We start from the raw sequence: 12,608 nt of genomic DNA on the forward strand, positions 1-12,608 counted from the left end.
GTACTATGAGCACAATTCCGGCAATGGTTTGCTGGTATGAAGGGATGGCAATGCTACCTCAACATTTCCAGTTGCAGGCATTGCGCAATGAAACGCTTTGCGCAGCGCTCACCGGGTGCGCTAATCCGTGGTTTTGGGGCGTCAACCGGCTACAGATTGACGAAGCGGCGCTGTGTGCAGGAACGCTACGTATTTTGCGCCTGGAAGCAATTATGCCCGACGGCACGCCGGTCAATTATGACATTAGCGACGATTTATCACTGGAGTTTGACTGCGCCCGTTTGCTGCCTGCCGCGCCGGACAGTGAGCATATCCTCTGGCTGGCGCTGCCGCCGCTAAACCGTGCCGGACAGTGGCAGTTGATGAATAGCCGCTGTCGATCAGTCAACAGCCCCCCGCTGCCTGACCTGAGTAGCGGTGAATTTCCCGAGAGCATTTCGCAATGGCAGCCCGAACCGCGTCTGGTTTGCCAGCACGATCGCGCCGATTTCGTCTGTCTGCCGCTGCTGCAGGTTGTGTATAGCGAAGGCGGATTTCGTCAGAGCGAGTGGTTTCCCCCCTCTCCTACCGTCAACGAAGAGAGTTACCTGGCGCGCCACACCCGACAACTCTGTCTACAGGCAAGAGAAAAAATTCTGTTTCTGAGCCGGGAAATGCAGTTGGCGCAACACGGGCAGCGTACCAACGACTGGCTATGGCTTACGCTGTCGCTGCAGAGTATCCAGGGCGCATTGCCGCTGGTGGAAAGCTTGATTAGCAGCGGGCGGCCGCACCCACAGGATCTTTACCGCGCGCTGAGTCTCTTTATCGGGCAAACGGCAATACTGACTCAGGATAAAACGCTGCCCCTGCTGCCAGCTTTTGATTATCAGAACATGATGCCCGCATTTGCATCTCTTTTCACCGTACTGAAAAACCAGTTGGCACATATTCATCGCCGCTATCAGCGGCTAAATTTCAGCAAACTGGATAACGCTTTTTCACTGCAACTTCCGCCGGATCTCCACGCCGGAGAGCAGGTGGTGATAGGTCTGCTGATGCCCGGAGGCAACGCCGCCAAAGCAGAAAAATGGTTACAAATGAGCCTTATCACCAGCCATCCCTTTGTACCCGTCCTGCGTCGTCAGCGGATGCATGGAATGACGTTCTCTCCGCTGGCTGCAGAGCAGCGCAGTGACTGGGAAATCGACGGCAATGTGGCCCTGTTTACCCTAACCCTTACCCTCCAGTGGTTCGAAAAAGGGACGCCGCTGGTTATTGCCCCATTGCATGAAACAGAGGATATGCCGCAGCAGATCATGCTCTACCGTCAGGAGGTAAGCCATGACGCCCGCGCATCCTGATATGCCTGCCAGCCATCTGTTTGATGAGATTTACACCCGCTGGCTGGCGCAGTTCGAACGCTGGAAAAGCACTCCGCTACCGCCAGATGAGCTGCATAATCAGGCCGTTGTATATGCCAGTCAGGTGGTAGAAGAGTACAACCGACGTCTGACCCGCGAACTGGGTTCGCCCTTTCAGCAGCAGATTGACGCTGCCGTTTATGCCCTGGTCGCGCTGATTGATGAGTCCGTACTCTACGGCGACTGGCCCGCGCTCTCCCTGTGGCAGTCCTGCCCGCTGGAGTATCATCTGTGGCAAACCCATAGCGCAGGGGATCAGATCCCCCGCAAGATCGCTGCCCTGCTCAATGAACGTAGCCCAGGTAAACGAGATTTAGCCGTGCTGTATTTGCGCTGCCTGACGCTGGGGTTTGGTTCCCGACGTAGCGATTTTAATCTGCAGAATCATCAGGAAACCTGCCGCCTGCTGTGGCATTTTGCCTTTCAGCGTGACGCTCAGCTCAGCGATATAGCCGAACGTATGGAATCGACCGCGCTGGGCACCCCTTTACAGCTTCCGGCGCATCGCCGCCTGCCAGACAATTCGCGCCTGCATCTTATCGCCCTCGTCATACTGTTGGCGCTATTGCTGCTGAGTCAGCGATTGTGGCTGAGTATTGAAGATGCCATTGGCGTAAATACGCTGCCAGATTTTCCGGTAACCCAGTCTTGCCAGGGAGATGATAAGTGACGCAACCCTGGCTTACGCTACTGATTATTATGCTGGTGCTATTGGCGATTACTCTCTGGTGCGTCTGGTGGCAGTGGGAATACCGAAACGATACGTTCAACCGTGCGCAAAAGGAGATCCAGCGAGCCTGCACAGGTCAGGATCCTTACGACAGTATGCGAATCCTGATGCTTGGCGATGAAGAGAATAATCGTCTGCTTTGCCGCAGTTGGTCACTCACCGACGGCCAGGAATACTGGTTCGGGCAATGGTGGTTTAATCCTCAGTGCAGCCTTCTGTGCCTGCCGCAAACGCTACAAACCGTTGGCAAAAAGCGGCTAATTCGCCAGAACGACTGGCAGAAGACGCTGTCTGCACTGGTGAAAAGCCGCCCACAGCGACCGCTGGACGCACTGATTATCACCCTTTCATTAGAGACGCTATACGACGATGATACCGTCCGCGCCAGCTTGTTGCATAACTGTCAGCAGTTGCAGCAGGTGTGCGGACTGAGTCTGCCAATTTACCTGATCATCAGCGGCATGGAATCACTGGAAGGCACCACCTCTTTACTGGAGCTATTGCCAGTGGATGCTCGCCGCAGTCCTATTGGCAGCACGATTCCGGTCGCCAGAGAAGCCATCTGGAAACCGCAGTGGATCGACAATGCCCTGGACAATACCCGTACTTCGCTGCGGATGTTCATAACCGAGCTTGGCGCGCTGCGAGGCAACACGCCGGAGCAATTATTCCGCCTGCCAGAAAACTTCCCGCCGCTTGCCACACCGTTGCATGACGCTTTTGACGGCCTGTTTAACAGTCATGCCCGCGATGAGCCGCCGCAGCTTCGCGGGATCTGGTTTGTTGCACGAACGATGGCGGAGGGCAAACCGCAGATGCAGTTTTGCCAGTCGCTGCTGAGCGGAAAAATTACCGCCGAGCGCGGTCTCGCGCTTCCGGTTCGCCGCCTGCTGCGCCTGAACCTGCGCCGCCATTTCATAACCCTCGCCTGCTATAGCTGCCTTTGCGTTCTCTGGCTTGCCGCCATGACCTGGAGCTGGCGATACCAGCACACCAACGCCGTACTATTGCACGATCGTCTGCAGGTCCTCGCCACAGCCGCCCGAGCCGATATCACGGGTGAGCGTTCCACCACGCTGTACTGGCGGGTTCTCAACGGCATTCCACAGTGGCAGTTTCGTTCCATCGTCTGGCCCGGCTCGCTGTTCAGCCGTACCGATACAAAATTGCGCGAGACGTTTAGCAACGTTACCCTGGTTAGCCTGCTGGTGCCCGCCACCAACAGTATCTGCCTGCAAAATCAACATGAAAGGGGCTTTGAGCAAGACGATCTGCTACCCGAAGAGCGTTACCGGCAAATTCAGCACTTGCTCACTCAGGCAAAACAAATGGAGTCGCGCTATTTGCCGTTGCTGCAATTGATGCAGATGAAGCAACCTACTGTGCAGACGTTGGCAAACGTCAGCGCCAGCGTTTGGGGCGTGACCGTTGACACCGACTCTTTGCCCTCGCAGGAAAAGCTCAACGAAATGTTTGCCACGCTCAATCTCTCGCGACTGAAATTACCCGACGCCAGCGAGTTGACTCAGCGCAACAGCGTACTTTTTTCTCACGAAACCATGCGCTGGCTGGAGCAAAACTATGGCAATACCAGCCTGGATAACAACGAAGAGCAACTCGAACAACTGCTGGCGCTATTTGGCAACGGCTCCGGGGTTACCCCGTTGTTCGTCCGCTCGCTTATCCGCCAGGTCAGCCGCTTACAGGCAACGCTGACAACCATCAATAACCTGAGTCGTGACGCAACAAATTCGCCAATCAGACTGCCACTGGATGAGCTGCTCACGCAGGCACGGACCCTTAGGCTTATCGACAACGGCGTGGTTCAGGAACTGCTTCGCCACGAAACCCTACTTCGCCAACGCTTTCTGGCGCAGGTTGATGGCTCCAGGCTGCACTTCTCCTCACTAACCGAGCAATCCGCGGAAGGGCAATTCAGCGTATCGCCGGACCTTCTGGCATTACAAAAAAGCTTGCGTGATTTACTTAACCAACCCTTCTGGCAGCAGGGAGCAAGTCAGCCCACCGGGGACCCTGTCGGTTATCCCGGCAATCTGCAACTCCAGCAGGCGCAGGCGCTGTATGGTGGATTTGAGCGCTTTACACAGCAGCTTCCAGACAGCATCTGGCGACCCAAAATCACCATGCTGGCGCGACAGGCGGTGGAAAACGCCATCCGTCAGGCGCTATACGCAGGGACAGCCGGAACCCCAGACAACAGCAATGTCAGCACCGCCAGCGCGGATCAGATCATTGAGGCTTTCAACCAGCTCAATCGTCCTCAGCTTGCTATAGCATTGCGCCAACAAACCGCAGCCCAGGTGATTAGCCGGGTACGTCAGGACGGCGGCGCGTTACTTCCGTCGATTAACCCTCCGGCGGTCAATTACGCTACCACAGAACAGGCTCAGGCTAGCGGGCAGAAAATTGCCGGTTGGGCTAGCGCACAAGCAGAGCAAATCTCTGGCGTCCTGGTCCGCTATCAGCAGGATATTGACTGGCTCGACAAGCAGCGCCCATGGCTAACGGCAATGGATAACCAGCTTATCGTTCGCTGGAGCAGCTCACTGGCGGCCATGCAACGACTACAACAACAGGATCCTGGCAGTCCGCCGATGCAGATGGCGACCCTTGCCGCCGCGCTGCCGACGCTCTCCGCACAGAACTGCCAGAGTGAATTGGCGCAGTTTCGCAGCGCGGGCAGTAACGATTTTTACGGTCAATCGCTCAACGCGCTGGTAAACGCATCATTGCAAAAATGTCAGCAATTACGCCAACAGGCCAGCATCGGCGCGGTACAGAAGATCTTCAATCTGTACAACACCTGGCTTGCAGGGCGCTTCCCCTTTACCGCCGTGCCAAACGCGCCGGATGCTGATGTCGATCGGGTGCGCGAACTGACCGTTTTGCTCACGCAACTCCCCGCCGAAACGTTATCCGAACAGCCGCCACTGATTCAGCAACTGGCAGCAGCACAACCGCTACTTTCGGCGTTGGTCAGCCCTGAAGGCGTGACGTTACGGGTTATCTGGCGCACCTCACGCAACCATGAGGCTGGCGCGGATCAGATTGCCGACTGGCGACTCGTCGGCAATCAACAATCGATCAGCTACCCCGACGGCTCAACTGACCTGCACTGGCGCAGCGGCGATAACCTGAACTTTAGCCTGCGCTGGGCAGCCAATTCCGCCTGGCGTCCAATGCCAGGCCTGTCACAGACAGGCGTAACGGTAAGCGGTGATACTGGGCGTTGGCGCTGGCAGGGAGCGTGGTCGCTGCTCAGGATGATTGAACAACAACGCGTCGGTGGCGCGTTGACGCAACCGCTGCCGCTGCGCTTTTCGCTCCCCGTAGGCGATGGTCAGAAGCCATTGCAGTCGACGGTATTTTGGCAGGTCACATTGTTAGATGTCCAAAACAAAGCGCCGCTACCATGGATACCGCTCACCGAGCAGGGATTATCAGGAGGAAAATGATGGAACATATTCAGGCATTACTGGCCCCCATTCAGGCGGATAATCCGTGCGGGGACTCTATCCGTTATTCACCAGAATTCGACCAGTTGGTTGCCGCCCGCCAGCAGGATGACGAAACGCTGCCCACCGGCGTCTGGCAAAGTACGCCGCGCCGTGCCGACTGGGATGAAGTCGCCAAAATCGCCACCGTGCTGACGAAAACGCTCAGCAAAGACCTGGTCATTATGAGCTGGTTGGGCGAAGCATGGATGAGAGCTCGCGGCTTAGCGGCCCTGCCCGATGCGCTGGCATTAGTGACTCTGGCGCTGGAGCATTATCCCGAGGAATTGCATCCCCAAATTAAAGAAGGTGACTATGACTATCGCGCCGCACCGCTCAGTTGGATGGCGCAACACTACGCCACTCTGGTCGCTGAAGCCCCGCTGTTTATCGCTCATGGGGAAACCGTCTCACTGACCCAGTGGCAGCAGGGAAAATTTTCTGATGTTCCGCTGCCAGGCGCAGACGAGTCCACCATAAAATCCCTGACATCCAGCATGGCGTGGCTCACACGTCTCAATGCCGTCTGTCAGAACTGGCCTGCAGCATCTGCACCTTCATTTAATGCACTGGAACAAAAGATCAAAACCGGCCTGCAGGCGTTAGGAGGCAGCGTATTGCCGGTGCAGCCGCAATCTGTCAGCGAGGAAAGCTCCCCAACACTCAGCTATAACGCCACATTTGCCCATCGGGAAGAGGCATATCTGATGATTAAACAGGTCGCAGATTACCTGGCGCGCACCGAACCGCATAGCCCGGTACCCTATTTACTGTATCGCGCCTATGCCTGGGGGCACACGCCACTGCCGGAACTACTCAATGAACTGATCACCAGCGACGAATCCGCTCGCCGACTGTGGCGGCAATTGGGGGTACTACCATGAGCTGTCCCGGAGTTTGTACCGGCGCATTGCTTCAGTGTTCCTTTGGCATCGCGCCAGGTACGTTGAACGTGCTGCCCACCAGCCGAACAATCGTCGGAAACATGCCGATGGCGAATATTATGGATAACAAACCGTTGGTGAACATTATGCCGTTCGGCATGTGCAACAGCCTCGCCAACCCGACCGTTGCAGCCGCAACCGCCGCAGCGCTCGGCATGCTGACGCCAATGCCGTGCATCCCCGCCACACCAGCCCCCTGGATGCCGGGATCACCCACAGTATTGGTGGGAAATATGCCCGCTCTCACCGCTCAGTCGCAGTTGATCTGCATGTGGGGCGGCGTGATCCAGATTAGCTTTCCTGGGCAGCTAACGACTGTTGTGGCGTGATGTTATGCCCTTGAAATTAAGGGTAACGACTGCAGGAGACTACGCTGCAAGGTAATTGCAGCGTCTTTAAAAACGGCTCACGCACTCCATGGCGACCGTTTTGAACTCGGTGAAATTCCGGCATGCGCAGAGCCGCGTCATCGCGCGTTCGCGCAGGAAGGTGACGAAAATATCGTAAATGGCCATCGCCTCTTCGTATTCGCTTTTGCTGATGGCGAGCAAGAAGATCACGTGCGCGGTTTCATCGCCCCAGGCGATACCCTGCGGGGCGAGGATGGTGTAGACCACCGTTTTCTTTGCCAGCAGACCGAGGGCGTGCGGCAGGGCAATGCTGTCACCCAGCATGGTGCTGACGATAGCCTCACGCTCAACCACCGAATCAAGAAACTCCGCATCGACAAAGCCTTCATCCTGCAACTGGCGACATAAGACGTTGAACAATGTTTGTTGATCCATTGGCTCATCGATCACACGAAAATGGGCGGCATCGAAGAATTTGTTCAGCATCCATGGACGGGTTCTGTCGACCAGCACCAGTTTGCCAATTTGTTCCAGTTGATAATCGGTAGGGAACGGCGCAATCATGACCACAGGCTTATCTTTTTCACCCACCCGCGCGGTAGAGATGACAAAATCTTCGCTAATGCTTTCCCGCTGTTCGTAGTCGCGCAGCGTTACGGTATCGACGATCTCTATCTGCGGATACTTACGCGCCAGCACCGCTTCAATCATCCGCGCCATCGCATTTCCGGCATCGCATACCAGCAGAACCTTCGGCTGCCTCTGGTAACCAATGTTGTAACTACGTTCCAGCCCAACGCCAATATGCAGCACGAGGAAGCCAATCTCATTTTCACTGATGGTGTACGGCGTATATTTTCCCCATCCCGAGACGGCGGCCAGCGTCATGTCCCACGCCATGGGGTAGTGCTGTTTAATATTTTCCAGCAGCGGATTGGGGATCATTATCTGGTAACGCACCCGGGTGATCATCGTCTTAATATGCGTCAGCAGGTCAGCATGCAACTGTTTGTCATTCAACAGGTTGTAGTTGTACTGGCTGTTGATAAACCGCAGGATGTAATTGACCAGCGCTTCGTCATCATCCGCATTGATGGCGCTGGGGGCGATCTCTTGTACCTGGCGGGCGGCGATATGCACCTGCAGCCAGTTTTCTTCAGAAACGGAAAGCGGTTTGTCCGCCAGCCGGTGCAGTACCGTTGTGATTTCTCGCGTGGCCAGGCACACCGATTGCTCGGCTTCTTCTGCGGCAAACTCCGGGAGGGGATAACCTTCGCTAATCCGCCGGACTGCCACCGCGCAGTACAAGCGTAAAAACAGCTCGCCCTCATCGGTCAGGCGAATATGAAAACGGGCGAAAATATCCTGCAGAACGGGTTGAAGCTGTTCAGGGATCCCGGCATTCAGCGCCTCTTGCGTCACTAACGGATGCTGCGGATCCTGCTGCGCCAGCGTCCACAGCAGATCGGTCAAACAGGCGCGAATCGCCATCTCGCTGCCGAACAGCTTCATGCCGTGACGGGGACGCGTTTCCAGCGTCAGATGATAACGTTGCAGATGCTCGCGCACCTCAGCCATATCGTTTTGCAACGTCGCACGGCTGATAAACCATTCATCAGCCAAATCTTCAAGCTTCAGCGAAAAGGCCGACGTCAGAAAACGAACCACCAGCCAGTGTACCCGTTCCTGGCTGGTGCGTGGGATGCGCAGCAACGCGTCGGGCCGCTGCGTTTGCAGGGTGTGATAGCTTGCCGGGTCGTCAATCTTGAGTTGATAACCGTTCCCACGGCTGAGGACAAACTGCGCGCCGTACTGGGTGAGCAGCGCGTTTAGCGCGGTGATATCCGCCCGTACGGTGCGTGTGGAAACCGACAACCGCTGCGCCAGCTCGTCCTGTGGAAGCGCTTCGTTTTGCAGCATGCCAAACAGCTGCGCTAAACGTTGGTTGGGGAATCGCACGTCAGTTTCCTCATCTTTCAGTTAGCCTACGCAGGCCCGGGTCATCGCCATCAGTTGGCGTACGTCGTCCGGGCGGGTGTTACCACTCACCTTATCAATAATCGAACTATAGATGTGAGGAATGATTTTGCTCACTCCGGCATCGAGGGCGATCTGCAGGATTTCAGAGAAATTATCCAAATCGATCCCGCCGGTTGGCTCCAGCCAGAAGTCATGACGGGAACAGGCCTGCGCAACCGCGATGTACTCGTCACGGCATTTCAGGCCGCCCATCGGGAAGTATTTAATTGAGCTACCGCCCATGTCTTTGAGCAACGCAATCGCGGTTTCTATCGGTACAATACCGTCTGGCGTCTGGCTGCTTAGCGGACCGGTGGAGATTTTCACCCTGCCCGGGGTGCCGGTTGGCGAGACCAGACCGTTGACCACTGTCTCCTGCTGGCCCAGCAGCGCGCGACTGGTCGCCACGCCGGTAAAGACCTGATTGACATGCTGGGGCTGCACCTGACGGGAAATTTCACTGACCATCGCCGACTGGTTTGGATCGCCCGCCCCCAGCCCCACGGAGAGCGCATTGTCGATAAGGGCCGCGTATTCACGCATATCCGCTACCGCGCTTACGACATCAGGGTAATTTTTTGACAACACGCCAACCAGCACGTGTCCTTCCGCCGCCGCGTAAATATCCCGGGCATTTTCTTTGGAGCCGGCCAGCACGTTCAGGCAGACGCGGTCGCGATAAAAGTTAGGGGTCAGTTTCATGCGTTTTTCTCCTGCAAAATCACTTCGCCAATTCGACGGGCCACAATCTCCAGCTGCGCGCGATCGACGCTGCGCACGTCGGCTTCGATAATGCCTTCATTGGCTTTGTAACCACGGAAGTAAATCGCGTATTCCCCCTGCTTCAGCGCATCAACCAGTTCGCCGGTGGCGATCCCGGTTACCGCTTCGTCAAATTTAATTTCCGTGCGCGCTATGTCACGCCCTGCGCTGTCCCACACCACGCGGGCGCTCACGCCGTGAAGCTGGTTTAACGCGTTAATGAACGGCGTCATTTTCTCGACCATCTCCGCACCACTTTCTTTCTGCGCGTTCAGATACAGTTCAATGGCGCAGGTCAGGCCAAGAATCCCCTCTTTGCCCACCTTCATCGCCCGGCCAATTCCCGCCGTCTGGCGTTTCACCCACTCAACGTACTGGGTTTTACCTATCACCAGACCGCTGGTGGGTCCTTCAATCGCCTTCGCGCCGCTATAAATCACCAGATCCGCACCAACCCGGTAGTAGCACTGCAAATCCTCTTCCGCCGCCGCATCCACGATCAGCGGCAGATTATGCGTACGCGCAACCACCGCAGCCTGCTCCACGCTAAGCATACTTTTCTGAACGCAGTGATGAGATTTGATATATAGAATGGCCGCCGTACGGGGCGTAATAGCTGCTGCCAGCTGCGCCGCGGAACATTCGTTGGCATAACCTGCCTCCACTAACTTGCCGCCGCCAAGCGCCACCATGGTGCCCACCGGCGCGCCAAAGTTGACGTTGTGACCTCTGGGCAACACAATTTCGTTGTTCTCGATGGGCGCAACGTGCAGATTCTCCAGCAGCCAGTCGCTGTCTTTAACCAGCACGCCAGCCACCGACAGGGCGATTCCGGCCGAGGCGCAGGAGACGACGGTTGCCCCTTCCACTTCCAGCAATTTCGCGATGTAGTCACCGGTTTTATTCACCAGGTCTTTCATCTCAAAGTATTGATTCATCCCGGCCATTGCAGCCTCAACCACCTCTGGTCGCGGCGTGGAAACGCCGAGCGCCGTCATGCGGCCTGATGTGTTAATCACCTGTTTTAGGTTGTATTTCTCAAAAATCGAAGGCATGTTCCGCGCTCCCTTGTTCGGTCATATAGCCCTTGCCCGCACGTATTGCGGCAAGCGGCACCAGCAGTTGCTCAGCCTGCAGGCTGTCGTTTTCTGCATCTACCAGCACGGTTGGCTGGCGCTTAAGCGTAAAGAGGGTTAAATCGGCATCCAGACCGACCTGCAGTCGCCCCTTGTGTTTCAGGCGCAGACCATCGGCGGCATTGGCGGTAACGCACTCAATGACCTGCGGAAGCGACATCCCAATAGCGAGAAATTTCGACATCACATTCGCCAGGGAATGTACCGGGCCGCTGATACGGTTGCGGCAATAAATATCGGAGCTGATGGTGTGCGGCAAAATGCCCAGGCCGATCGCGCGTTTTGCCACCGCAAAGCTCAGGCTGGCAGTGCCATGCCCAACGTCCAGACGCACGCCACGTGAAATCGCCCGGGTCACTGACGCCCGCAGCTCGCCTTGCGGCGTCAGAATGCGATTCGGCTTACCGTTGTAGCAGTGGGTAATGATATCGCCTGCGCTCAGGCGTTCAGCGATATCATCGAGATTCGGCGGGTTGTTGCCGATATGCACCATCAGCGGCAGGTTGCCGTTCTGCGCTTGCATCGCTTTGGCACGCTCCAGCGGCGTGATGCCGTTTTCACCGACTACGCTGCTGCTCATGCGCGCCTTCAGGCCGACGATAAAATCAGGGTAGCGCTTCACCGCCTGGCGCGCCGCATCGGCGTCAATATTGGCCATGTTAGCCAGCTCGTTCTGGGCGATAAGCCCAACGCGGGAGATGTTCAGCAGCGCATACACTTCGGTGGCCGCTTCCCGGGTCAGGGTGTAAAAATCGTCGATGTCATCCGCCCCGGTACTGCCCGCATCCACCACCGTGGTCACGCCGGTAGCAATACCGACGCTGTCCGGCTGGTCGTGGTAAATCGGGGATTTCGGGTAGCAGTGAACGTGAGAATCAATCCAGCCTGCGCTGACGTAGCACTCACCGCCCAGCTCGATAGTTTTCAGCGCCGGGCCATCAACGTCGCCCAACGCCGCGATTTTGCCGTCTTTGAGCGCAATATCGCTCAGCGTATCGTCAACGAGGCGCGCACGGCGCAGGAGTAAATCAAACATCGCTCTCTCCTTTGCCGGATGGCGGCGCAACCGCCTTATCCGGCCTACAAATCAACAGTTAGCTTATGGCAATCGGGAAGAGGGAACCGAGGATCATTGCCCCGAGGATCGCCCCGCCGGTAATCGGTTTTTGCCACAGGTAAAACAGCAGCGCGCCCACCAGAGAACCGATTCCGATAGGAATAGAAGCCGTCATCGCGCTGAGGATAATCAACGGTCCGAGGAAGCGGCCGGAGGCGTTACCAGCCCCCATCATGACGTCCGCACCGTAGGTTGAGTCGCTCTGGTTGATGGTGAACTTACGCGCCAGAATGATGATGTAGCCAATCGCCAGGCCAATCACCAGACCGGTAACCAGCGAAGCTGCGAAATTGGCGACCGGGAAGATAATGCCCGCGCCCAATAACAGCGCCGGAACACCTAACCCGACCCCGGTCTGAATCGCCCCGCCGATATCCAAAATCCCTACCAGCGAACCTTCAATGATGCGGGCAAACAGGAAACTTGCGCCAAATGCCGCCACTGCCCCGTAGGAGCCGGTGTCCATTCCCGCCTTCAGCATCGCCACAAAAGCCACTTCGTTAAATGCGCCAATACCGTACAGGTAGTACATGTGCGTTCCGGCAAACACGCCGGATGAGAGCAGGCCAACGAAGATCGGGAACGACCAGTCAGCGAACCAAAAACCTTTATTCTGTTCCATGATGGCCTCC

Annotated in this window: 10 protein-coding genes; 5 read left to right on the forward strand and 5 right to left on the reverse strand. The window is 56.6% G+C overall.

Features of this window, described 5'->3' with window-relative positions; genetic code table 11:
- Nucleotides 1-5: 5 nt before the first annotated feature.
- Genes tssK through OGV77_RS11485 form a run of 5 tightly spaced genes read left to right on the forward strand, consistent with a single transcriptional unit; the run spans nt 6 to nt 6,921 of the window.
- Nucleotides 6-1,343, forward strand: coding sequence for a type VI secretion system baseplate subunit TssK (tssK, locus tag OGV77_RS11465; protein WP_087051769.1), 1,338 nt, complete (start codon nt 6-8; stop codon nt 1,341-1,343).
- The gene (locus tag OGV77_RS11470) at nt 1,324-2,073 is read left to right on the forward strand and encodes a DotU family type IV/VI secretion system protein (RefSeq protein WP_286502658.1); all 750 of its coding nucleotides are present in this window, start codon (nt 1,324-1,326) and stop codon (nt 2,071-2,073) included. Before tssK ends, OGV77_RS11470 begins: the two co-directional genes overlap by 20 nt.
- Nucleotides 2,070-5,609 carry a type VI secretion system protein gene (locus tag OGV77_RS11475; protein ID WP_087051767.1) on the forward strand — a complete coding sequence of 1,180 codons (3,540 nt, stop codon included), beginning with the start codon at nt 2,070-2,072 and terminating at the stop codon, nt 5,607-5,609. The genes OGV77_RS11470 and OGV77_RS11475 overlap by 4 nt, the downstream gene beginning before the upstream one ends.
- Nucleotides 5,606-6,532: a type VI secretion system protein TssA gene (locus OGV77_RS11480; RefSeq protein WP_231130629.1), complete on the forward strand. Its 927-nt coding sequence runs from the start codon at nt 5,606-5,608 to the stop codon at nt 6,530-6,532. Before OGV77_RS11475 ends, OGV77_RS11480 begins: the two co-directional genes overlap by 4 nt.
- On the forward strand, nt 6,529-6,921 hold the full coding sequence (locus OGV77_RS11485; RefSeq protein WP_087051765.1) for a DUF4280 domain-containing protein: 393 nt from the start codon (nt 6,529-6,531) through the stop codon (nt 6,919-6,921). Before OGV77_RS11480 ends, OGV77_RS11485 begins: the two co-directional genes overlap by 4 nt.
- A 66-nt stretch (nt 6,922-6,987) precedes the next feature.
- Here OGV77_RS11485 and OGV77_RS11490 read toward each other — a convergent pair whose 3' ends face one another.
- Genes OGV77_RS11490 through OGV77_RS11510 form a run of 5 tightly spaced genes read right to left on the reverse strand, consistent with a single transcriptional unit; the run spans nt 6,988 to nt 12,598 of the window.
- Nucleotides 6,988-8,901, reverse strand: a complete 1,914-nt coding sequence (locus tag OGV77_RS11490; RefSeq protein WP_047406644.1) for a BglG family transcription antiterminator — start codon at nt 8,899-8,901, stop codon at nt 6,988-6,990.
- A 21-nt stretch (nt 8,902-8,922) separates the two neighbouring features.
- Nucleotides 8,923-9,663, reverse strand: a complete 741-nt coding sequence (gene dagF, locus OGV77_RS11495) for a 2-dehydro-3-deoxy-phosphogluconate aldolase (RefSeq protein WP_087051764.1) — start codon at nt 9,661-9,663, stop codon at nt 8,923-8,925.
- Nucleotides 9,660-10,778: a DgaE family pyridoxal phosphate-dependent ammonia lyase gene (locus OGV77_RS11500; RefSeq protein ID WP_087051763.1), complete on the reverse strand. Its 1,119-nt coding sequence runs from the start codon at nt 10,776-10,778 to the stop codon at nt 9,660-9,662. Before OGV77_RS11500 ends, dagF begins: the two co-directional genes overlap by 4 nt.
- Nucleotides 10,762-11,895, reverse strand: coding sequence for an amidohydrolase/deacetylase family metallohydrolase (locus OGV77_RS11505; protein ID WP_087051762.1), 1,134 nt, complete (start codon nt 11,893-11,895; stop codon nt 10,762-10,764). Before OGV77_RS11505 ends, OGV77_RS11500 begins: the two co-directional genes overlap by 17 nt.
- A 58-nt stretch (nt 11,896-11,953) precedes the next feature.
- Nucleotides 11,954-12,598 (reverse strand): DUF4310 family protein, encoded by a 645-nt coding sequence (locus OGV77_RS11510; protein ID WP_043018216.1) that lies wholly within the window; start codon nt 12,596-12,598, stop codon nt 11,954-11,956.
- Nucleotides 12,599-12,608: the final 10 nt, after the last annotated feature.

Source organism: Citrobacter sp. Ce129 (genome assembly GCF_030334545.1).
GTDB lineage: Bacteria > Pseudomonadota > Gammaproteobacteria > Enterobacterales > Enterobacteriaceae > Citrobacter > Citrobacter europaeus.